This window comes from Roseobacter insulae, from assembly GCF_019375555.1.
GTDB classification, from domain to species: Bacteria; Pseudomonadota; Alphaproteobacteria; order Rhodobacterales; family Rhodobacteraceae; genus Roseobacter; species Roseobacter insulae.
Genome location: NZ_JAHXDN010000005.1, coordinates 269,661 through 289,524, shown reverse-complemented (window position 1 = coordinate 289,524; position 19,864 = coordinate 269,661). Strand labels below are relative to the sequence as shown.

The window sequence follows — 19,864 nt, the reverse complement described above, 5'->3', positions numbered from 1 at the left end:
AAGATGCACAAGGTTCTGATGGGAATTCCCTTTCTCTGGCCTGCGATGCTGCAGGCCGACGAGGTGGTGATCGCGGCGCTTGGCGACAGTCTGACACAAGGCTTCGGGCTGGTTGCTGAACAGGGGTTCGTGCCGCAGTTACAGGCATGGCTGGACAGCCGCGGTGCAGAAGTGCAGGTGATCAATGCGGGCGTCTCCGGAGATACAACGGCAGGCGGGTTGAGCCGCGTGGCATGGACGCTGACGCCAGAGGTGGATGCCTTGATCGTTGCGCTTGGGGGGAACGACCTGCTGCGCGGGATCGACCCGTCGGTGAGCCGCGCCAACCTCGATGGTATTTTGAAAGCCGCCGATGCTGCGCAGGTTGACGTTTTACTGGTCGGGATGCAGGCCCCGGGCAACTACGGACCTGAATACAAGGAGGCCTTTGACGCGATGTATCCGGATCTCGCCTGGGAGTATGGTACACTCTTTGCACCGAGTTTCTTCGCCGGGCTGGACGCGGACGGAGGCGATCCTGCATCTGTCCGTGCCGACATGCAGCCAGATGGTATCCATCCGAATGCGGGCGGGGTGGCCAAGATTGTAGCGGCGCTGGGTCCGGAGGTTCTGGCGCTGATCGAGCGGGCAGAGGAGTAGAATGGAATGCCGGGGCGATTCTTCCTGACCTCTCCGATTGTTGATGTGGCGCGCGCATTGGATCAGGGCGTGGGCCCCGTTGCGGATGAACCTGCGCGCCGGAACATCGCGCCCGGTCAGGAGCTTGTCGTGCTGACGGATACCGGATTGTGCAGGATGCGCTGGGGTATCATTCCCGTGGGCCGGGTCGATGCGCGGGGACGCCCGGTTATGAAGACCCTGATCAATGCCCGCAGCGAAACGGTTTTTGACAAGTCTGTCTTCCGGGGCACCGGTCGGGCGGTGGTTCCTGTGAACGGCTGGTACGAGTGGACGGGGGAGAAACGCCGCAAGACGGCCTGGGCGATCACGCCGAAGTCGGGCGGCTTGCTGTTATTCGCGGCCATAACGGACTGCTGGCGCGGACCCGGCGGTATCGAGGTGGACCAGATAGCAACTCTGACCTGCGCGCCATCGGCAGATGTTGTGGACATCCATCACCGGATGGGCGTGATTCTGGAGAAGGATGATATCGGGCTGTGGCTCAGTGGCGTGCAGCAAGCGGTAACGCCGCTGCTCAGATCATGGCCCGCTGGTCGGTTGCAGGTCGAAAAAGCTGTCGACGTGGATTGGAACGGACCCTGAGGTCACAAAAAACGGGCACCAGAGCGCCCGTTTGCAAAGCGTCATGACCGGATGATCAGGCCAGAGCGAGGTTCCCCGCGCTCTCGCGACCATCCCGGCCGGCCTCTACATCGAATGTGACTTTCTGGTTGTCCGCCAGCCCTGTCAGGCCCGCGCGTTCCACCGCAGAGATATGTACAAAGATGTCCTTGCCGCCGCCATCAGGGGCGATAAAGCCGTAGCCTTTGGTTGTGTTAAACCATTTCACGGTGCCTGTGGCCATTCCCGTGTCTCCTATAAAATGCTGCCCGCGGAATGCGGCAGCTTGGCTCGGTCGAAAGCAGATCGAGTGACTGGCCGTAAGGAGCAGTGGTCGATAGTTCGTCGCGTCGCGGCCCTGATAATGAGCGGGTCCCGTTGAAAAGCAAGTGAATTTCTGATGACGCGCGCGGGATCGCTCACATCGGCAAATTCCCGCCAGCCGTGTATTTTATCGATATTGAGCACATGAAAACTTCTTCGTGCAGATGTAAATTTTACCAGTTGATAAAAAAATGAATCCGTGAGAGCCTTTTTAATGTGAGCGAGCCAGAATGGGGAAAACCATGTCCAGCAATGCATTTACTCCCGGTGTCGTGCCTGCACGATTGGACGGTGACGACTACGCCGCGCAGTTTTCCGATCTGCATCCGCGCCTGGATGCCCACGAGGCTTTGGTGGCGGCGGACCGGTGCTACTTTTGTCACGATGCGCCTTGCATCACCGCCTGCCCGACGGACATCGACATCCCGCTCTTCATTCGTCAGATCGCAACCGGGACACCGGATGCGGCCGCAAAGACGATTCTCAGCCAGAATATCATGGGTGGTATGTGCGCCCGTGTCTGCCCGACCGAGCAGCTTTGTGAAGAGGCCTGCGTCAGGGAAGCGGCAGAAGGCAAACCGGTGCTCATCGGGCAATTGCAACGCTACGCGACAGATCATCTGCAGGAACAGGGGATACATCCTTTCTCCCGAGCTGCGGCCACGGGTAAAACTGTGGCCGTGGTGGGGGCGGGACCTGCGGGCCTGAGCTGCGCACACCGCCTTGCGATGTTGGGCCACGACGTTGTCGTCTATGACGCGCGGCCGAAAGCGGGCGGGCTGAACGAATACGGGATTGCCACGTACAAGACCGTCGATGGGTATGCGCAATCCGAAGTCGACTGGCTGCTGCAAATCGGCGGGATCGAGATCAGGACAGACGTGGCGCTTGGTTCGGGGGTTTCGCTGGCCCAGTTGCGCAAGGACCATGACGCGGTGTTTCTGGGCATCGGGCTTGGCGGCGTGAACGCGATGGATGTCTCGGGCGCGGACAAGTCCGGTGTGCTGGATGCCGTCGACTTCATTGCCGACTTGCGGCAGGCCAGCGATGTTGCGCAAGTTCCCGTCGGCCGTGATGTCGTTGTGATCGGCGGCGGCATGACGGCGATAGACGCGGCAGTCCAGGCAAAGTTGCTGGGCGCTCTGAACGTTACGCTGGTCTACCGCCGTGGTCGGGACCGCATGAACGCAAGCGTCTTCGAACAGGATCTGGCGGCGTCCAGGGGGGTCCGGATCGTCACCCATGCGGTGCCCAGCGCAGTGATCGGCAATGGCGCGGTGCGCGAGATCGAATTCGATTACGTCAGGGATGACATGACGCCCACAGGTGATACGCTGCGTCTTGCGGCTGATCAGGTTTTCAAGGCGATTGGACAAACGCTTGTCGGCGAGGAACTGCCTGCGCTGGACGGTCGCAAGATAAAGGTCTCGGGTGCCGGACGCACATCGCTGGAGCATGTCTGGGCCGGGGGCGATTGTGCCTCAGGCGGCGACGATCTGACGGTCACGGCAGTGGCAGAGGGGCGCGATGCTGCGATGGATATTCATCAGGCGCTGACAGGCGCCACGGCCTGAGCCTATCCGACGGAGGAACCCAATGGCTGATTTGACAAGCGATTTCGTGGGCATCAAAAGCCCGAACCCGTTCTGGCTGGCCTCGGCGCCACCGACGGACAAGGAATACAACGTACGCCGCGCCTTTGATGCAGGCTGGGGCGGCGTGGTCTGGAAAACACTCGGGCTGGACCCGCATGTGGTCAACGTAAATGGCCCCCGTTACGGGGCAATCTACGGCGCTGACCGGCGGTTGCTGGGGCTGAACAACATCGAATTGATCACCGACCGTCCGCTTCAGACAAACCTGGACGAGATCAAGGTGGTCAAGCGCGACTATCCGGACCGGGCGATGATCGTCTCGCTGATGGTGCCCTGCGAGGAGGAGCCGTGGAAGTTCATCCTGCCCAAGGTCGAAGAGACGGGTGCGGATGGGGTTGAACTGAATTTCGGCTGCCCACACGGAATGTCTGAGCGCGGTATGGGATCGGCCGTGGGCCAGGTGCCGGAATACATTGAAATGGTCACACGCTGGGTGAAAGCTAATACGCGCATGCCGGTGATCGTGAAGCTGACACCGAACATCACGGACATCCGCAAACCCGCCGAAGCGGCGCTGAAAGGCGGCGCCGATGCGGTGTCGCTGATCAACACGATCAACTCGATCACCTCTGTCGATCTCGACCTCTTCGCGCCGGAACCGACCATCGATGGCAAGGGTGCGCACGGGGGGTATTGTGGCCCTGCCGTAAAACCGATCGCTCTGAACATGGTGGCGGAGATCGCCCGCACCCCCGATCTGGGACAAATCCCGATCTCCGGCATTGGTGGCATCACCACATGGCGGGATGCGGCAGAGTTCATGGCACTGGGCGCGGGTAACGTTCAGGTCTGCACCGCTGCGATGACCTACGGGTTCAAGATCGTGCAGGAGATGATTTCCGGCCTGAGCGACTACATGGACAGCAAGGGGCTGACCTCGGTCGATCAGATCGTCGGACGCGCTGTGCCGAACGTGACCGACTGGCAGCACCTCAACCTGAACTACGTGGCCAAGGCCAAGATTAACCAGGACCTGTGCATTTCCTGCGGGCGCTGTTTTGCCGCCTGCGAAGACACGTCGCATCAGGCGATTGCCATGTCAGAGGACCGCGCCTTTACCGTGATCGATGATGAATGCGTCGCGTGTAACCTCTGCGTCAACGTCTGCCCGGTGGAAGACTGTATCACTATGGAGGCGATGACGCCCGGCATGGTCGACCCGCGTACCGGCAAGGTGGTGGAGCCTGAGTACGCGAACTGGACAACTCATCCCAATAACCCGGCCGCCAAAGCGGCCGAGTAACGTCAGGCGTCATCGCGTTCCAGAATAGGCGCTGTCGGCAGCGGGTTCGGCAGGTCGTATTCAGGTTTGGCCGCGTCAGCAGCGGCCTGCGCCATTGCTTCCGCCCGTTCCTGCGCGCGCGCGGCCGCACGGGCTTCCTGGATCGCAGCGGATTCCGCGCGCAGTTGCGCTTGCTGCGCCAGGTAGTCGATCGTTGGCCGGGTCTGCGCATCTATGACGGATTTTGAGGATGCTTCGACAGGCAACATGGCGACGCGACCGCGCTTTAGCAACGTGGCCAGTTGGGCACCACCGGTTCCGGTGCCATCTCCGGCACCTTGACCGGAATGGTCAGAAGTCGACCCGGCGTTACTGCCGGAGGATGTATTTGCAAGAGGTTGACTGGCCTGAAGCCCTGCGACCTGCGGATCACCTTGTGAGGGTGCGACCGGTTGCGGCGCGTATGGGGCGATAAACGATATTGCACTCATGGTAAGCTCCGATCATTAACGTCAATCTGAGAGCCGCCACCCGCTACCATTAAGGCAAAGTAAATGTTAACGAGGGGTTAAGCGTCGGCAGAAATCGGAAACTGGGTTAACGGGCCGTTAAGGCGAGAGCAGCCGTGTAAAAAGCGTCGTCAGGTAGTCCGCCGCGCCTTCGTGGCTGTCGGGCTCGTCACGCAACAGAACCTGCACCTGTGCGGCAAAATCGGCATAATGCTGCGTGGTGGCCCAGATCGAAAAGATGAGATGGCGCGGGTCGACTTGCGCAAGATGACCCAGATTCATCCAGTTTTGAATCACCGCGCATTTCTCTTCAAACAGCGGTTGCAATCCGGCTTCGAGGTGCGGCGCCATGCGGGGGGCGCCCTGCAGGATCTCTCCGGCGAACAGCCGACTCTCGCGCGGCAGATCCCGGGCCATGTCCAGCTTGCGCTGCACATAGCCCAGGATCTCCTGCAGCGGATCACCCTCAGGATCAAGGGTAACCAGTGGATCGAGCCATGTCTCCATCAGTTGATTGAGCAATGTGACGTGAATTTCTGCCTTTCCGTCAAAGTAATAGAGGATGTTTGGTTTGCTCAGGCCTGCCGTCTCCGCGATCTGGTCCAGCGTTGCGCCGCGATATCCGTGCTGGGAAAACACCTCCAGCGCGGCCTCCAGAATACGGCTCCGGTTGCGTTGTTGAATACGGCTTGGCTTCTTGTCGGTACCGTCTGGCAAGGGCATTTCCAATTCGTTGAAGGACGCTGCAATTTTGAGCGCCGGCAAGGCGGTGTCCGGAATCCTGTCACACGGTGGTGAAAGGAGGTCTTGACTTGAACAAGCCTAATCGCAATCGTGTCTTTACCAAATGGTAAAAATTGCCACTGGTCAAAATAAAATTGCCGCCAGGAAGGACCCTAGCCATGCCCGCGCCCGGACAGAACCTGAAGATCAATCCAGACCGGCTGTGGGACAGTCTCATGGAGATGGCGAAGATCGGCCCGGGCGTCGCGGGCGGAAACAACCGGCAGACCGTAACGGATGAAGACGGGGAGGGCCGGGCCCTTTTTCAAAGCTGGTGCGAGGCTGCCGGGTGTACGATGGGGCTGGACCAGATGGGCAACATGTTCGCGCATCGTGACGGCGCGGACCCGGATGCTCTGCCGGTATACGTGGGCTCACACCTGGATACCCAGCCCACGGGCGGAAAATACGATGGTGTTCTGGGGGTGCTTGGCGGTCTTGAGATCATCCGTACGCTGAATGATCTGGGCGTGAAGACCAGACATCCTATCGTGGTGACGAATTTCACCAACGAAGAAGGGACGCGGTACGCGCCCGCGATGCTGTCTTCGGGTGTGTTCGCAGGTATCCATACACAGGATTGGGCGTACGACCGGGTGGATGCGGAAGGTAAGAAATTCGGCGATGAGTTGAAACGGATTGGCTGGCGCGGGGACGAAGAAGTGGGCGTGCGCAAGATGCATGCGTTTTTCGAGTTGCACATCGAACAGGGCCCCATTCTGGAGGCGGAAGGCAAGGATATCGGGGTTGTCACCCACGGGCAGGGGCTGAGCTGGACCGAAGTGACGATCCTCGGCAAGGACAGCCACACCGGATCAACACCGATGCCGATGCGCAAAAACGCAGGCCTCGGGATGGCCCGGGTGCTGGAGAAAGTGGACGAGATCGCGTGGAGCCATAAACCCCATGCGGTCGGCGCGGCCGGCCATATCGATGTCTATCCGAACTCGCGTAACGTGATCCCGGGCAAGGTGGTCTTCACTGTTGATTTCCGCTCACCAGATCTGGGCGTGATCGAGGATATGGAGGCGCGGTTGCGCAGCGAGGGCCAACGGATTGCAGATGACATGGGGCTGGAGATTTCCTTTGAAAAGGTCGGCGGGTTCGATCCGGTGGCCTTCGACGAGGGCTGCGTGACAGCGGTACGGTCCGCGGCGGAGCGGCTGGGGTATTCGCATCGCGATCTGATTTCCGGCGCCGGGCACGATGCCTGCTGGATCAACCGCGTGGCGCCGACGGCGATGGTCATGTGCCCCTGCGTGGATGGGCTCAGCCATAACGAGGCGGAAGAAATCTCCAGGGAATGGGCCGCAGCGGGCGCGGATGTGCTGTTGCATGCGGTTGTGGAGACGGCGGAGATCGTCGGGTGATTGCGCCCGAGCTGACCATAGCAGAGCGCGTTTCGGCGCTGGTGAAAGCCGAGCTCGCGGAAGCCCTGAACGGATCCGACCCGATGCTGCGCAAGACGGCGGAGGCGATGCGCGAAGTGCTGTGCCCGCCGCGGCCGGTGCAGGTGAACTTTTCCGGCGGCCTGACCCAGGATTGCTGGAGCGTGACGCGGGGCGATGGTGACTACCGGGTGACTTTTATGCCGGTTGCGGGGTATTTCTCGCTCTGTGTGGAAAGTGATTTCGGACCTTTGGATATCGGGGTGCACGGATCGGCGCTGGGGTGCTTTGGATCGGTTTGAGGGGGCTCTGCCCCCGGCCTTCGGCCGCCCCCGGGATATTTTTGAACCAAAGAAGCCGCTGGTCGGCAGAATGGGAGAGATGAGATGAGCAAGGTGATCAAGGGCGGCATGGTCTGCACGGCGGACCGGACATGGAAAGCAGACGTGCGGATCGAAGGCGAGACCATCAAGGAGATCGGCGAGGACCTGACAGGTGACGAGTACATCGACGCCGAAGGGGCCTATGTGATCCCCGGCGGGATCGATCCGCATACGCATCTGGAGATGCCGTTCATGGGGACCACGGCGGCGGAAACATTTGAGTCCGGGACCTGGGCGGCGGCGGCGGGCGGTACGACCATGGTTGTCGATTTCTGCCTGCCCGGTGAAGACGGCTCGATCAAGAACGCGATCAACGAGTGGCATCGCAAATCCGCGCCGCAGATCTGTTCGGATGTGGGTTATCACATGGCGATCACGGGCTGGAATGAGAATGTCTTCAACGAGATGAAGGACGCCGTGGAGATGGGCGTGAATTCCTTCAAGCATTTCATGGCTTACAAGGGCGCGTTGATGGTGGAGGATGACGAGATGTTCGCCTCCTTCCAGCGCTGTGCGGAGCTGGGCGCGCTGCCGATGGTGCATGCGGAGAACGGCGATCTGGTTGCGGCCCTGCAGGAGAAGTATTTCAACGAAGGCATCACCGGGCCCGAGGGGCATGCCTATTCGCGGCCACCCGAGGTCGAGGGTGAAGCGGCCAACAGGGCGATCACCATCGCCGATGCGGCGGGCGTACCATTGTACATCGTGCATGTGTCCTGCGAACAGGCGCATGAGGCGATCCGCCGGGCGCGCCAGAAGGGGATGCGGGTTTACGGCGAGCCGCTTATTCAATTCCTGACGCTGGATGAGAGCGAGTATTTTAACAAAGACTGGGACCATGCGGCGCGCCGGGTGATGTCGCCGCCGTTCCGGTCAAAGGATCACCAGGACAGTCTCTGGGCGGGCCTGCAGGCGGGGTCTCTGCAGGTGGTGGCCACGGATCATGCCGCGTTCAACACCGAGCAAAAGCGCGCGGGCCGCGATGATTTCCGGATTATTCCAAACGGGTCGAATGGCTTGGAGGAGCGCCTGGCCGTTCTGTGGACTGAAGGGGTGGAGACGGGTCGGCTGACGCCCAATGAATTTGTCGCCGCCACCTCGACCAATGTGGCGAAGATTTTAAACATCTACCCGCGCAAGGGCGCCATTGTCGAAGGCGCGGATGCGGATATCGTGGTATGGGATCCGAAGATCACCAAGACGATTTCGCCATCCAACCACCATTCGGTGCTCGACTATAATGTGTTTGAAGGGTTCGAAGTGAAAGCGCAGAGCCGGTACACCCTGAACCGGGGGGAAGTCATCTGGGCCTGGGGCCAGAACAGCCAGCCCAACCCGGGCCGGGGCCGGTTCATTCCAAGGCCTGCGTTCTCTTCCGCGTCTGAGGCTCTGAGCAAGTGGAAAGCGCTGACCGCGCCGAAGATGATCGAACGCGACCCGCTGAACATTCCCGCAGGGATTTAGGATATAAATGATCGTGGCGTGCCCGGTGGCGCGCCCTCCAGACACCTGACGGTCAGCGGAGCATATAACTTGACCAATGCAACAGTGATCAGCGCAAACAGATTATCGCTGACGTTTGAAACCAATGACGGCCCCGTACACGCGCTGAAAGATGTCAGTCTTGATATCGACAAGGGGGAATTCGTCAGCTTTATCGGACCTTCAGGATGTGGCAAGACGACGTTTCTGCGCTGCATGGCGGATCTGGAACACCCGACCAGTGGTGAGATCACGGTCAATGGGGTGAGCGCTGAGGAAGCGCGCAGGATGCGTGCCTACGGGTATGTTTTTCAGGCTGCGGGGCTTTACCCCTGGCGGACGATTGGCGGGAATGTACGCTTGCCCCTGGAAATCATGGGTTATGAGAAGCCAGACATGGATGCGCGGGTTGACCGGGTTCTTGATCTGGTTGAGCTTTCGGGCTTTGAGCGTAAATACCCCTGGCAGTTGTCGGGTGGCATGCAGCAACGGGCGTCGATAGCGCGGGCATTGGCGTTTGACGCAGATATTCTGCTGATGGATGAGCCTTTTGGGGCGCTTGACGAAATCGTTCGGGACCACCTTAACGAGCAACTGTTGAACCTGTGGGCGCGCACCGAGAAAACCATTGCTTTCGTGACCCATTCGATCCCCGAGGCGGTGTACCTGAGTACCAAGATTGTGGTCATGTCACCGAGACCCGGGCGGATCACGGATGTCATTGAGAGCCCATTGCCGCGAGACCGTCCGCTGGATATTCGCGATACGCCGGAGTTTCTGGAGGTGGCGCATCGGGTGCGCGAAGGGTTGCGGGCGGGGCACATTGATGACTGATCGCTGGCAGTTTGTACCCCGGCCCTCCGGGGGGGATATTTCTGAACCAGAGAAACCGAGGGCTTGCGCATGAGACTTACGGTGTTGCCTGTTCTGACAGTTGTCTCCGCGATCTTTCTGATCTGGTATGCGGCGGCTGTCTGGCTGAATGCGCCCTGGGCGTATGACAAGGCGACGCGCACAGGCGAAACCCTCTCGGCGCAGACGCTGGTCGCTGACACATGGTCACAGGAGAAACCCAAACTGCCAGCGCCTCATCAGGTTGGTGCGGAAATCTGGAAGACCACGGTTGAGAAGAAAATCACATCCAAACGGTCGTTGATTTTTCACAGTTGGGTCACGCTGAGCGCCACGATGCTCGGGTTCGCCCTTGGCACCGGGCTTGGTATCGCGCTGGCGGTTGGTATTGTTTACAACCGGACGATGGACATGTCGGTGATGCCGTGGGTCATCGCCAGCCAGACCATTCCGATCCTGGCGATTGCGCCCATGATCATCGTGGTGCTGAACGCGGTGGGCGTTTCTGGGCTGCTGCCCAAGGCGATGATCTCCATGTACCTGTCGTTTTTTCCCGTCGTCGTCGGGATGGTGAAAGGCTTGCGCAGCCCGGATGCAATGCAGCTGGATCAGATGCGCACATGGAACGCCAGCCCGAGCCAGACATTCTGGCGGTTACGGTTGCCATCGTCCATGCCGTATCTGTTCACCTCTCTGAAGATCGCGATGGCGGCATCCCTGGTGGGGGCAATCGTGGGCGAATTGCCGACCGGGGCAGTGGCCGGTCTGGGCGCGCGTTTGCTCGCGGGAAGCTATTATGGGCAGACCATCCAGATCTGGTCCGCGCTTATCATGGCGGCGGCCCTGGCCGCGGCGCTGGTCGGGATCATAGGGCTCGTGCAGCGCGTAACGCTGAAGCGGATGGGTATGACATGATGTGGATTGTCTTTGCCCTTGCCGTCTGGGCTGTGGGCTGGCGGGTTAATGCACGTCTTGCCGCCGGGCCCGGAACGCGCATCACCGGGCTTGCCATTCCGGTCATTTTCGGAATGACGCTGATCGCGATCTGGGAAGGAATGGTGCGCGGGCTTGAGATCAGTCCGGTCTTGTTGCCCGCGCCATCGATGATTGCCCTGCGCTTTGCCGCCTCCACGGACATCTTATGGGAAGACTTCGTGCAAACCGTGATCAAGGGCGCCCTGAGCGGGTATATTCTGGGGTGTGGATCGGCTTTTGCCGTGGCCATTCTCGTTGACCGGTTCGATTTCCTGCGCCGCGGTCTGTTGCCCGTCGGGAATTTTGTGGCGGCTCTGCCGGTGATTGGCATGGCGCCGATCCTGGTGATGTGGTTCGGGTTCGACTGGCAATCCAAAGCGGCCGTGGTTGTCGTCATGGTGTTTTTCCCGATGCTGGTGAATACGGTGCAGGGCCTGCAGTCGTCCTCGGCCATGCAGCGCGACCTGATGCGCACCTATGCCGCCGGATATTGGACAACCCTGCTCAAGCTGCGGCTGCCGGCGGCAATGCCATTTGTTTTCAACGGGTTGAAAATCGCCAGCACCCTGGCGCTGATCGGTGCGATCGTTGCGGAATTCTTTGGATCACCCATTCGGGGGATGGGCTTTCGGATATCCACGTCCGTGGGCCAGCTTGCCCTTGATCTGGTCTGGGCCGAGATCGTCGTTGCCGCGATCGTCGGCTCGGCCTTTTATGGAGGGGTTGCCTTGATCGAGCGCGCGGTGACATTCTGGCACCCGTCTCAACGCCATTAGAATTAAGAAGAAGACGACCAACAAAGGAGAGTATGATGCAAAAGATAACAACACTGGCGGCTGGTGCCGCATTGGGGCTATGGGGCGCTGCCCTTCAGGCCGCCGATGACGTGACGCTGCAACTGAAATGGGTGACGCAGGCACAGTTCGCCGGATACTACGTGGCCCTCGACAAAGGGTTTTACAGCGAAGAAGATCTGAACGTGACGATCAAACCGGGCGGGCCTGATATCGCGCCCACCCAGGTGTTGGCAGGCGGCGGCGCAGATGTGACGGTTGAATGGATGCCGGCAGCGCTGGCGGCACGCGAAAAAGGGCTGAACATGGTCAACATCGCGCAGCCGTTCAAATCATCCGGGATGATGCTGACCTGCCGCAAGGATGCCGGTGTGACCAGCACCGCTGATTTTGCGGGCAAGACACTGGGCGTATGGTTCTTCGGCAACGAATTCCCCTTTCTCAGCTGGATGAGCAAGCTGGATATTCCGACGGATGGGTCGGACAACGGGGTGACCGTGCTCAAACAGGGGTTCAATGTTGATCCGCTGTTACAGAGCCAGGCTGCTTGCGTATCCACAATGACTTACAATGAATACTGGCAGGTGATTGACGCCGGGCTGACGCCAGACGATCTGACCGTGTTCAAATATGAGGATCAGGGCGTCGCGACCCTCGAAGACGGCCTGTATGTGCTGGAGGAGAAACTCGCCGATCCTGCATTCGAGGACAAGATGGTGCGGTTTGTGCGCGCGTCCATGAAAGGCTGGAAATACGCCGAGGAAAATCCCGACGAAGCTGCGGAAATCGTTCTGGACAATGATGCCAGTGGTGCACAGACCGAAAAGCATCAAAAGCGCATGATGGGCGAAATCGCGAAGCTGACCGCGGGCAGCAACGGGGCTCTTGATCCAGCCGACTATGAGCGCACGGTGGCATCCTTGCTGGCCGGGGGGTCCGACCCGGTCATCACCAAGGCACCTGAGGGCGCCTGGACACATGCGATCACGGACAAAGCGCTGAACTGAGCCAAGGACAAGTACCTGAAAGGGCCGATGTCGTGTCGGCCCTTTTTTCGTGGGATCAAAACTGGACTTTGCCATCCTTCGCCCCATTTTGCGAAGCAACCAAGGGAGTAGATGGTGACATGAGCAATATGGAAAACCTTGAACATCAGTTGTCCGAAAAAGAACGCCAGGCGCGTGTGAACGCACGTGCATTGAATGAAATCACGGCGGAAAGGCGTAAACGCGAAGCACGCGGCTATGCGGTTATGTCCGGGGCGCTGGGCTATGGGGAAAGTGCACTCGGGGATGGTTCATTTGGCAAGATCGCTCACTTTGCCAAACTCTTTTGCATTGGAATCGCGATGTTGATTCCCAGCCTTCTGGTCTGGCAGGTGTTGCTCAAGTAAGCAGATCTATTGAACCTTCAGGCACAGCCATCGCGTTACGCGCGGGCGCTGACAGGTTCAGGGTTCTGACGAAAAAACCGGCCCCGAGGGGCCGGCTTCTTTTACTTTAGGTTCTGAAGCGTCGCTTATGCGAGCGCGATGTTTGTCGCGCTTTCGCGGCCGTCGCGGCCGGCTTCGATGTCGAAGGTCACTTTCTGGTTGTCCGCGAGACCTGTCAGGCCTGCGCGTTCTACGGCAGAGATGTGAACGAAAACGTCCTTGCTGCCGCCGTCGGGTGCGATGAAGCCGAAGCCTTTAGTTGTATTGAACCATTTCACGGTGCCTGTGGCCATATCCGTGGTCTCCTGTAATCTTGCTATCCGCGTTTTTGCGATAGCCTGGCGTGGTCGGTCTGGATCGAAGACTGACCGCCTTCAAGAGACAGCAGGTCGAAAAAGAAAAACGTATGCGAGGCGGCGTATGACAGATGGATTCGCGTCTGGCAAGAAAAAGCTGAGCGGGTCTGTGCCGACAAAAAGGTGTAAATCGTCTGAAAGACTGGTGTCGCCCGATAGTTCAGTGGTGCAAACTGCGGCGTGCTGAAGGCGCATGCGCGGGTTGAGCGATCAGGGAAGCGGGACGGGACGTGAGCCGGAGAACGCCGCGACATGCGAATGCCAGCGCCATGATTGTGGCAGCAATGCTCAGACCGACCAGGAAGTACAGGGACAGGGCGGTCAGAAAGGACGTCTTGAAGACCAGCATGGCGCTTGCAAAAGTGAAAAAGCCGCCAACGCCTCCGATCAGGGTAGAAATGATAGCCATTTCGGTTCCTCCGCAGACAATTTACCAAACTATCTCCTAAGCAAAGGTTAAGCGGGCGGCGAAAATGCGGCGAACCCATGATTATTCTGTGCGCAAAGGCGACGATTTATCACAAGATCCTCTAAAATGGCACTGCAGGTAGGGCAAGCAAAGGCAAATATGGATGGTTCATTGCTCGGCTCATCTACATGTAGGGGGCTTCGGGGCCTGCGCATCTCAACCTTCCGACGCCAGCCACCACGGCCCATAGCCATTGTTTTGCCCGGCTTTGGGTAGGCGCGATCGGGGTTGGAAGGCTAATTTCTTACGCCATCACAAGGTGAGCGTCGCTGGCAACCGCGATCTGTTCGGCCACCAGCCTGCCAAAGTGCGCCTTAGTACTTGCCGGTTTTCATGAACCACCTCACCGGTAGATGATCAGGGAGAGACCGTCAGGCGCGTCACCTGTCTGACGCCACCATTCTGAAGCTCCACGATGCCGATCTCGCCATACTCCTGTGGGGCCTCACCCGGCGCTGACAATTCGCTCCAGATCGTGCGCAGGTTGCCCTTGTTGCCAATCCAGATCACGGTGCCATCGGGATGCGCATGTGTCATCGTGCTGCCGGCGTATTCCTTGTGGATCACGGTCACCGGCAAGCCGGTCGCCTGAGACAGCGGCGCCGCCGTCTGAAGGTTGCGGGCAATATCCGGGCTGTAGATCGCGTCAAGCTGATAGGGCGCCAGCGCTTCGGGCAGATTTGCTGCGCGGGCCAGCCCGATGCTGTTGAGATCATCGCCTGCACGGTCCGCGTGCCTGACCATGATAACCGTTGTCCGCGCGGAAGACGGAATTCCACGCACAGCGCAGGCGGCCAGGGGCACCGCAACAAGGCATTTCAATAAAACGCGACGGGTCAGCATGTCATCACAGTGGAAGAGTTCCGCGCCATAATCAAGCGTCAGGACGATGGGCGCTTCCCGTCGGGGCAAAGCATCGGGCGGTGTACGGAGAAAAGGGGAAAATTTCCAAAAAAAACACTGTTGTGTGATCCGCTTCACATACCACGGCACTCACTTGGTGTTGAATGGAGTTGTGAGCCGGGGTGATATTTACCTCCTCGGAAGTGGAGTAACGATTATGACACGAGTGACAGAATTTTATGACGAACCCGGGGATATTACCCCGGATATCTCCCCGGTTCCGCGCACCTCTTCCTGGCGTGCAACGGGTGGCAGCCCGGTCAGCCGTCGTCCCGGTCCGAAATGCCCCACAAAATGGCGTTTCACCGACTGGGCTGCCGTTTAGTCCAGACGCCGCAGTTTCTCCCCCTGCGGCGTCTTCTTCCCCTCTTGGGCCGGTCTTGAACCGGCCCATTTTTTTGTCGCGACAGGCGGCACAGCAAGAAGGTGGTTCCGCCGACCGGGCTGGATATTGGCGGGCGGAACTGTCAGAACCGCGGTGACGCGGGCAAAGACGGAATAGTTCTGTGATGGACAGCATTTTGATGGGCGGGCTGGTGATGGGGGTGATCGCAACCGTGGCGATGGACCTGTGGGCGCAGTTTCTGAAACAGGCGGCAAGCCAGCCGGCGCCGAACTGGGGTCTGGTCGGGCGCTGGGTGGCACATATTCCGAAGGGCACGCTCTGTCACGACGACATCGGGACCGCGACGCCCGTTGTGGGCGAGACCGCGATCGGCTGGATGTTTCACTACGCGGTGGGCATTGCCTACGGTGTGGCGCTCGCGGGGATCATGGGGGCGGCATGGCTGGCGGCGCCCAGTTTCATGCCCGCATGGATTTTTGCGCTGTTGACCATCGGTTTCGGCTGGTTCGTGCTGCACCCGGGGCTCGGGCTTGGGTGGGCGGCGTCGAAAACGCCTGACCCCTGGAAGGCGCGCGCGATGGGTCTGGCGGCACATTCGGTCTTTGGCCTTGGGCTCTGGCTGGGCGCACTGCTGTAGGCGCTCCGCTCTGTACCTGTCTTTCTCCGGGCAAAAATGCTATGCTCACCCCTGCTGACATGAGAATGGAGGTGAACCATGCGCTATGTCACCATCACCACATGGGAGATCGCGGACGGCACGGATTATGACGTTTCGCTGCGCGCGATCTCTGAAAAGCGTCTGCCCGCATTGAAGGCCTTGGGGGCCAGTCGCGTTACGGTCGTGCGCACCAGCGACCGCACGAGCGCAGCGATCACGGAATGGCCGGACAGTGCGACACGTGACGCCGCCGAAAAGGCGATCGAGGAGGTCCGCGACAAGGTGCACAGCGAGGATTTTGCCCGTATGACCGGGGAGATGAAAGGCCAGGTCGTCGCGGAACTGTGACCGCTGAAACGGTAGCTCGCCCTTGGGTACACTGCCGGGAGCAGGCTACTTCCGCGCGGTGATCGCGCAGCTGTATGTGTCGGTGCCCATGAACACGTCGGCATCGCCCTGCTGCACCAGTGTCGCCTCGGAGAATCCGGTACCCCAGTTGAGGTCAACATCCAGCATATCTGCGGTCAGCTTTGCATTGATGCGGCCACGTTGCCCCCGGCTGTTACGCAATTCGCCAACGAATACGCCGGGGCTGGTTTCGGCGACCTTGGCAACGGCATTAATGGTGGTAGGACCCAGCGGGCTTGTGGCGGGGCAGACCGCAACGATCTCCCAGGTGCCGTCAGGGTCGGGCGCAGGCATCGGGGCGCATGCGGTCATCAGCAGTGCGGCAGGAACTAAATATCTTGTCATCCGGAAATCCTTGAATGTGCTGCAATCGGGCCGGTCGGGCCATACTCACATCAATGATGGAATCCGAGGCGGGGTAAAGGCGTAAATCCGCGCGCGTGCCTCAGGGAAGACGCGTCTCTGCATAGACCCACTGAATGTAGTCCGCATTGGCGCCGTCCAGGTTGATGCGGATGATCGGCGGCACCTCATAGGGATGCAGCTTGCGGAGGGCGTCTTCAACGGTTTGCGCCAGTTCGGCCCGTGTTTTGAGCAGGAGCGGATGTTCTTCTTCCTGCTCGATCCTGCCTTTCCAGAAGTAGGCGCTCTGCACCGGCGCGTAGCGATTTGTGCAGGCGACGAGGCGCTGCTCAATCAGCGCGGCACTGATGGCGTCTGCTGTGTCGGCGGAGGGGCAGTTCACGAGAATGTCGATGATATGCATGGGGCAAGGGTAGGCGCTCGTCCGTATTCAATCAATCCAAGCGAAACCTGTCGCGCCCCACAAGCGACCGAGACACGGGGTATCCCCCACCCGCCGGTTATTGTACGCGGCTTGACCGAATGCGCCCGACACCAAGCAATACGCCCAGACCTGTCAGCAGTATGGGAAACCCTGCGGGAAGCGGCACAACGTGGTGCGTGACATCGTAAACGCCGGGACGCAGAAGATACTGGAACTCCGGACCACTGGTGAAGATCGAGGTGTCCTCGACAACCGTTGCGAAGGCGTTGGTTTTGACCCTGCCCCATTCGGGCGAGGTCACGTTCCTGACAAACCCCTGAATCTGAAGCGTCCCCTTGGCCATCGAAAAGCCGTCGGGATAAATGAACTGGAACACCGGATTGTTCGGATCACCCGCGAAACTCATTGTGAAATCGGGGCTGACATCGTTGTCCCAGCCAATGCTGAATTGACCCCCGGTGCCGAGAATCGTGAGGCCAAAGCCAAAGCTGTTGATGCCGCCGCCCCCGACCTTGGGCACCTGATAGCTTCCGGACCACGAATGGTTTTTGTCCAGAACGAACCGCGTGTTTCCTTCCACGTCGAAATTCAGATTGTACTTGTTGCCGTATGGATCGGTTGTCTGAAAGTCCGGCAGACCTGCGACAATGGCGGAGCCGTCTGCCGCGGTATCGACAAAGTAGTTCTGCGTGAACAGGAACGGTGTCGGCTCGGGGACGTGGTGGTGAAAGCCGTCATCGGGGTTTTCATAGGGGTGTGTCTTCACGGCATGCTCGGACTGAATGAAGAGACTTGCATCGGTCCGATACTTGCCCTCAGAGTCCCCGACGCTGTCGCCAATGGCGCGGTTGGTGTGCTGTTTCATCGTCGGCGAGGCTGTGATGGCTGGCACTGTCGCGGCTATGGCCGGGGCCGCTGTCAGGGATACGAAAACCGTGAAGAGCAGTGATTTCGGGAAAATTCTCATCGGGTAAACTCCTTCGAAATGAAGCGACACGGCACCGTCGGGCAGGAGCCCGCGTGGAAGCGCGGTGCCGGGTACGCCAGTATCAATGCGGTCGCCCGGGCAGCGCATTGCCGGGGCGGAAAAGACGGAGAACCACTTACCTCGCCGAAAGGATACGCCTGCGTTTTCGCGGGCGACTGACAAAAATCAATCAGCGGTGGAAAGTCGGTCCCGCAGTTTGGGGGAAAGTGGTTGGAAGAGGCGACAAGGTGCTATTCGGTCAGCGCTACGCTGATCGCGTTGGCGGTCTCGATGCAGGGGCATGGCCTGGGTTTTTGCCTCAATTCACTTTGCGCAAACACCTGAGTTTTTACCAATCATACGCCCGCGCATGAGCTGCCCCCGACCAGAACCATTTCCCCGCAATCGCGGAGCCGAGAGTTCATTGCGCAGAAATGAATGAGAGGCGCCCCTATTCCGACCGGTTGAGTTGCGCCCCGCGGAAACGCCCCGCGTTTTCGCCGCCCCCGACCGCCCCGTCACGCCAAAGGCGTGCCGACTTTTTGATCGGCGCACCTTTGGTGCGACGGCGGAGGCGACTGCGTCTCCCCCGGGGCTGTCGCCCTCTCCGGCCTCAATCGCTCCACTGGAGCGATTGCGAGACGGCCTCTGACCCGCGGTCCTTATACCTTATGCAGGGGCAATGGAGCCCGTTGACACAATATGTGGTTTAGTTTAGTGATTGTTGCTAAAGTAAGAACACGAGGCTAGAGCTATGCGATCATCATTCGGGCGTTTCGCGACGGAGCTAAGGTTGAATAAGTCGATCTCGCAAAAGGAGTTCTCTGAACTATCCGGCATGAGTTTGTCTCATGTAAGTAATTTGGAGCACTCTCGCGCCAATCTCAGCAAAGAAGTTCTGGAAACCTACATTAGCGTTCTGAACTGTAGTGAGGCAGAAGCTAACGAATTGCAGAAGAAGGCTTCATTCTCCAATGGCCTACGAAAGAGCCCTGATCCGAAATCGCCGAACACCCCGTTGCAGGTCATGCTTGCAGAATTTGGAGACAGGCTTTCGCCCAACGGCAGGGAAGCGATACGGAAAATATTGGAGCGAGAGACTGGCGAGGAAATGAATGCTCTTCTTTTCTCTTCAAACCAGTGCGCAAAGGGTCAGAAAACGCCTCGTAGGCGCCCAAAGCGGCCTAGCCTTCATCCATCTAGGTTCGTCGAGATCGCTCTTGCGGCGGAAAGTGCACGTCAGAAACTCTGCGGCAATGTCCGCCGAGTTGACGTTGGACACGTTGTCGAGAAGTTGATCCATTTGGATCAACGGTTCGATTGCGAGGTGTGCGAGTATCTTCCTCCCGCTTTTGAAGGCGCTTTCGCGGTAATCGTAGGTCATGCAGAAGGCCATACACTGTTCGTTGAGCAGGAACGTTACCATAGTGCGCTGAATGGCGTTTACTTTGCGCGCCACGTAATAGCTCATGAGCTGGGCCACCATTTCCTTCATCCTGATAAACTTAGGTCAGACAAAGCACTTTGGTTGCCACCACAGGAGCTCGCGAAAAATACAGCGAAGAGTTTTACATCGGACAATCAAATTGAACAGGTTGTTGATAACATCGAAGAAGTGGAAGCAGAGTGCTTCGCCACTTTGTTTTTGGTGCCATGGACTGAATTTCTGAAGGGAACTGAAACCAAGTATTTGGCATCGGATTGCGGCGAGCAGCTAGATGAGGTTAAGCGCATTTCCCGGTTCATGAAAATTGAGACTGTCCTAAATGAATTTCGCGCGGCGATTTGGAGCAAAGGCATCCGAAAGCACATAGTTTTTGGGAACGCAGCGTAGCTCATCCATTACGATGCGACCGGCTAAAGCTCTCGCTGTTTTTGTTTCGAAAAGCG

At 59.0% G+C, this 19,864-nt stretch carries 25 protein-coding genes; 16 read left to right on the top strand and 9 right to left on the bottom strand.

The window, feature by feature from the left end; all coding sequences use genetic code 11:
• Positions 1 to 3: 3 nt before the first annotated feature.
• Together KX928_RS18560 and KX928_RS18555 are read left to right on the top strand one after the other, a co-directional pair.
• Entirely contained in the window at positions 4 to 639 is a 636-nt protein-coding gene (locus tag KX928_RS18560; RefSeq protein ID WP_219505686.1) for an arylesterase, read from the top strand.
• 6 nt (positions 640 to 645) lie between these two features.
• A complete protein-coding gene (locus tag KX928_RS18555) occupies positions 646 to 1,263 on the top strand; it encodes an SOS response-associated peptidase (RefSeq protein WP_219505685.1) in 618 nt (205 codons plus the stop codon).
• 55 nt (positions 1,264 to 1,318) lie between these two features.
• Here KX928_RS18555 and KX928_RS18550 read toward each other — a convergent pair whose 3' ends face one another.
• Positions 1,319 to 1,525: a cold-shock protein gene (locus KX928_RS18550; protein ID WP_159977586.1), complete on the bottom strand. Its 207-nt coding sequence runs from the start codon at positions 1,523 to 1,525 to the stop codon at positions 1,319 to 1,321.
• A 322-nt stretch (positions 1,526 to 1,847) separates the two neighbouring features.
• Here KX928_RS18550 and KX928_RS18545 point away from each other — a divergent pair, with 322 nt between their 5' ends.
• Both KX928_RS18545 and preA read left to right on the top strand, forming a co-directional pair.
• Positions 1,848 to 3,179: an NAD(P)-dependent oxidoreductase gene (locus KX928_RS18545; protein ID WP_219505683.1), complete on the top strand. Its 1,332-nt coding sequence runs from the start codon at positions 1,848 to 1,850 to the stop codon at positions 3,177 to 3,179.
• A gap of 22 nt (positions 3,180 to 3,201) precedes the next feature.
• The gene (preA, locus tag KX928_RS18540) at positions 3,202 to 4,503 is read left to right on the top strand and encodes an NAD-dependent dihydropyrimidine dehydrogenase subunit PreA (RefSeq protein ID WP_219505681.1); all 1,302 of its coding nucleotides are present in this window, start codon (positions 3,202 to 3,204) and stop codon (positions 4,501 to 4,503) included.
• 2 nt (positions 4,504 to 4,505) lie between these two features.
• On the opposite strand, the gene KX928_RS18535 is transcribed toward preA, so the two are convergent.
• Both KX928_RS18535 and KX928_RS18530 read right to left on the bottom strand, forming a co-directional pair.
• On the bottom strand, positions 4,506 to 4,973 hold the full coding sequence (locus tag KX928_RS18535; protein ID WP_219505679.1) for a hypothetical protein: 468 nt from the start codon (positions 4,971 to 4,973) through the stop codon (positions 4,506 to 4,508).
• Positions 4,974 to 5,090: 117 nt separating this feature from the next.
• The gene (locus tag KX928_RS18530; protein WP_373274811.1) at positions 5,091 to 5,708 is read right to left on the bottom strand and encodes a TetR family transcriptional regulator C-terminal domain-containing protein; all 618 of its coding nucleotides are present in this window, start codon (positions 5,706 to 5,708) and stop codon (positions 5,091 to 5,093) included.
• A gap of 185 nt (positions 5,709 to 5,893) precedes the next feature.
• On the opposite strand from KX928_RS18530, the gene KX928_RS18525 reads away from it, so the two are divergent.
• The 8 genes from KX928_RS18525 (at position 5,894) to KX928_RS18490 (ending at position 13,041) form a co-directional block, all read left to right on the top strand.
• Positions 5,894 to 7,144, top strand: a complete 1,251-nt coding sequence (locus KX928_RS18525) for a Zn-dependent hydrolase (RefSeq protein ID WP_219505676.1) — start codon at positions 5,894 to 5,896, stop codon at positions 7,142 to 7,144.
• Positions 7,141 to 7,464, top strand: coding sequence for a hypothetical protein (locus KX928_RS18520; RefSeq protein WP_219505674.1), 324 nt, complete (start codon positions 7,141 to 7,143; stop codon positions 7,462 to 7,464). Before KX928_RS18525 ends, KX928_RS18520 begins: the two co-directional genes overlap by 4 nt.
• Before the next feature lie 84 nt (positions 7,465 to 7,548).
• Positions 7,549 to 9,009, top strand: coding sequence for a dihydropyrimidinase (gene hydA / locus KX928_RS18515; RefSeq protein WP_219505672.1), 1,461 nt, complete (start codon positions 7,549 to 7,551; stop codon positions 9,007 to 9,009).
• A gap of 69 nt (positions 9,010 to 9,078) precedes the next feature.
• On the top strand, positions 9,079 to 9,861 hold the full coding sequence (locus tag KX928_RS18510) for an ABC transporter ATP-binding protein (protein ID WP_219505670.1): 783 nt from the start codon (positions 9,079 to 9,081) through the stop codon (positions 9,859 to 9,861).
• 69 nt (positions 9,862 to 9,930) lie between these two features.
• Entirely contained in the window at positions 9,931 to 10,794 is an 864-nt protein-coding gene (locus tag KX928_RS18505) for an ABC transporter permease (protein WP_219505668.1), read from the top strand.
• On the top strand, positions 10,791 to 11,630 hold the full coding sequence (locus KX928_RS18500) for an ABC transporter permease (RefSeq protein ID WP_219505666.1): 840 nt from the start codon (positions 10,791 to 10,793) through the stop codon (positions 11,628 to 11,630). Before KX928_RS18505 ends, KX928_RS18500 begins: the two co-directional genes overlap by 4 nt.
• A 35-nt stretch (positions 11,631 to 11,665) precedes the next feature.
• Entirely contained in the window at positions 11,666 to 12,655 is a 990-nt protein-coding gene (locus tag KX928_RS18495; RefSeq protein ID WP_219505664.1) for an ABC transporter substrate-binding protein, read from the top strand.
• A gap of 119 nt (positions 12,656 to 12,774) precedes the next feature.
• Entirely contained in the window at positions 12,775 to 13,041 is a 267-nt protein-coding gene (locus KX928_RS18490) for a hypothetical protein (protein WP_219505663.1), read from the top strand.
• Positions 13,042 to 13,166: 125 nt separating this feature from the next.
• Here the strand turns inward: KX928_RS18490 and KX928_RS18485 are convergent, their stop codons facing one another.
• From KX928_RS18485 to KX928_RS18475, 3 genes are all read right to left on the bottom strand, one after another.
• A complete protein-coding gene (locus KX928_RS18485; protein ID WP_007117950.1) occupies positions 13,167 to 13,373 on the bottom strand; it encodes a cold-shock protein in 207 nt (68 codons plus the stop codon).
• A 223-nt stretch (positions 13,374 to 13,596) separates the two neighbouring features.
• Positions 13,597 to 13,845: a hypothetical protein gene (locus KX928_RS18480; protein WP_219505661.1), complete on the bottom strand. Its 249-nt coding sequence runs from the start codon at positions 13,843 to 13,845 to the stop codon at positions 13,597 to 13,599.
• 417 nt (positions 13,846 to 14,262) lie between these two features.
• Positions 14,263 to 14,817 carry a histidine phosphatase family protein gene (locus tag KX928_RS18475; RefSeq protein ID WP_219505659.1) on the bottom strand — a complete coding sequence of 185 codons (555 nt, stop codon included), beginning with the start codon at positions 14,815 to 14,817 and terminating at the stop codon, positions 14,263 to 14,265.
• A gap of 148 nt (positions 14,818 to 14,965) precedes the next feature.
• On the opposite strand from KX928_RS18475, the gene KX928_RS18470 reads away from it, so the two are divergent.
• The 3 genes from KX928_RS18470 (at position 14,966) to KX928_RS18460 (ending at position 16,160) form a co-directional block, all read left to right on the top strand.
• A complete protein-coding gene (locus KX928_RS18470) occupies positions 14,966 to 15,133 on the top strand; it encodes a hypothetical protein (protein WP_219505657.1) in 168 nt (55 codons plus the stop codon).
• A 184-nt stretch (positions 15,134 to 15,317) separates the two neighbouring features.
• On the top strand, positions 15,318 to 15,791 hold the full coding sequence (locus tag KX928_RS18465; protein WP_219505655.1) for a DUF2938 domain-containing protein: 474 nt from the start codon (positions 15,318 to 15,320) through the stop codon (positions 15,789 to 15,791).
• Positions 15,792 to 15,869: 78 nt separating this feature from the next.
• A complete protein-coding gene (locus KX928_RS18460; protein ID WP_219505653.1) occupies positions 15,870 to 16,160 on the top strand; it encodes a hypothetical protein in 291 nt (96 codons plus the stop codon).
• Between the two features lie 45 nt (positions 16,161 to 16,205).
• Here the strand turns inward: KX928_RS18460 and KX928_RS18455 are convergent, their stop codons facing one another.
• The 3 genes from KX928_RS18455 to KX928_RS18445 all read right to left on the bottom strand — a co-directional run bounded on the left by KX928_RS18455 (position 16,206) and on the right by KX928_RS18445 (position 17,974).
• Positions 16,206 to 16,565, bottom strand: coding sequence for a hypothetical protein (locus KX928_RS18455; RefSeq protein ID WP_219505651.1), 360 nt, complete (start codon positions 16,563 to 16,565; stop codon positions 16,206 to 16,208).
• Positions 16,566 to 16,665: 100 nt separating this feature from the next.
• A complete protein-coding gene (cutA, locus tag KX928_RS18450; RefSeq protein ID WP_219505648.1) occupies positions 16,666 to 16,986 on the bottom strand; it encodes a divalent-cation tolerance protein CutA in 321 nt (106 codons plus the stop codon).
• Positions 16,987 to 17,083: 97 nt separating this feature from the next.
• Entirely contained in the window at positions 17,084 to 17,974 is an 891-nt protein-coding gene (locus tag KX928_RS18445) for a hypothetical protein (protein WP_219505647.1), read from the bottom strand.
• Between the two features lie 754 nt (positions 17,975 to 18,728).
• On the opposite strand from KX928_RS18445, the gene KX928_RS18440 reads away from it, so the two are divergent.
• Entirely contained in the window at positions 18,729 to 19,808 is a 1,080-nt protein-coding gene (locus KX928_RS18440; protein WP_257883925.1) for an XRE family transcriptional regulator, read from the top strand.
• Positions 19,809 to 19,864: the final 56 nt, after the last annotated feature.

What these genes read in the sequence shown, in the direction of transcription:
- KX928_RS18560 (WP_219505686.1), top strand. Translation starts at nt 4, where the DNA reads ATGCACAAGGTTCTGATGGGAATTCCCTTTCTCTGGCCTGCGATGCTG.
- KX928_RS18535 (WP_219505679.1), bottom strand. Translation starts at nt 4,973, where the DNA reads ATGAGTGCAATATCGTTTATCGCCCCATACGCGCCGCAACCGGTCGCA.
- KX928_RS18470 (WP_219505657.1), top strand. Translation starts at nt 14,966, where the DNA reads ATGACACGAGTGACAGAATTTTATGACGAACCCGGGGATATTACCCCG.
- KX928_RS18465 (WP_219505655.1), top strand. Translation starts at nt 15,318, where the DNA reads ATGGACAGCATTTTGATGGGCGGGCTGGTGATGGGGGTGATCGCAACC.
- KX928_RS18525 (WP_219505676.1), top strand. Translation starts at nt 5,894, where the DNA reads ATGCCCGCGCCCGGACAGAACCTGAAGATCAATCCAGACCGGCTGTGG.
- KX928_RS18445 (WP_219505647.1), bottom strand. Translation starts at nt 17,974, where the DNA reads ATGAGAATTTTCCCGAAATCACTGCTCTTCACGGTTTTCGTATCCCTG.
- preA (WP_219505681.1), top strand. Translation starts at nt 3,202, where the DNA reads ATGGCTGATTTGACAAGCGATTTCGTGGGCATCAAAAGCCCGAACCCG.
- KX928_RS18550 (WP_159977586.1), bottom strand. Translation starts at nt 1,525, where the DNA reads ATGGCCACAGGCACCGTGAAATGGTTTAACACAACCAAAGGCTACGGC.
- KX928_RS18480 (WP_219505661.1), bottom strand. Translation starts at nt 13,845, where the DNA reads ATGGCTATCATTTCTACCCTGATCGGAGGCGTTGGCGGCTTTTTCACT.
- hydA (WP_219505672.1), top strand. Translation starts at nt 7,549, where the DNA reads ATGAGCAAGGTGATCAAGGGCGGCATGGTCTGCACGGCGGACCGGACA.
- KX928_RS18485 (WP_007117950.1), bottom strand. Translation starts at nt 13,373, where the DNA reads ATGGCCACAGGCACCGTGAAATGGTTCAATACAACTAAAGGCTTCGGC.
- KX928_RS18505 (WP_219505668.1), top strand. Translation starts at nt 9,931, where the DNA reads ATGAGACTTACGGTGTTGCCTGTTCTGACAGTTGTCTCCGCGATCTTT.
- KX928_RS18490 (WP_219505663.1), top strand. Translation starts at nt 12,775, where the DNA reads ATGAGCAATATGGAAAACCTTGAACATCAGTTGTCCGAAAAAGAACGC.
- KX928_RS18495 (WP_219505664.1), top strand. Translation starts at nt 11,666, where the DNA reads ATGCAAAAGATAACAACACTGGCGGCTGGTGCCGCATTGGGGCTATGG.
- KX928_RS18500 (WP_219505666.1), top strand. Translation starts at nt 10,791, where the DNA reads ATGATGTGGATTGTCTTTGCCCTTGCCGTCTGGGCTGTGGGCTGGCGG.
- cutA (WP_219505648.1), bottom strand. Translation starts at nt 16,986, where the DNA reads ATGCATATCATCGACATTCTCGTGAACTGCCCCTCCGCCGACACAGCA.
- KX928_RS18555 (WP_219505685.1), top strand. Translation starts at nt 646, where the DNA reads ATGCCGGGGCGATTCTTCCTGACCTCTCCGATTGTTGATGTGGCGCGC.
- KX928_RS18460 (WP_219505653.1), top strand. Translation starts at nt 15,870, where the DNA reads ATGCGCTATGTCACCATCACCACATGGGAGATCGCGGACGGCACGGAT.
- KX928_RS18455 (WP_219505651.1), bottom strand. Translation starts at nt 16,565, where the DNA reads ATGACAAGATATTTAGTTCCTGCCGCACTGCTGATGACCGCATGCGCC.
- KX928_RS18440 (WP_257883925.1), top strand. Translation starts at nt 18,729, where the DNA reads ATGCGATCATCATTCGGGCGTTTCGCGACGGAGCTAAGGTTGAATAAG.
- KX928_RS18545 (WP_219505683.1), top strand. Translation starts at nt 1,848, where the DNA reads ATGTCCAGCAATGCATTTACTCCCGGTGTCGTGCCTGCACGATTGGAC.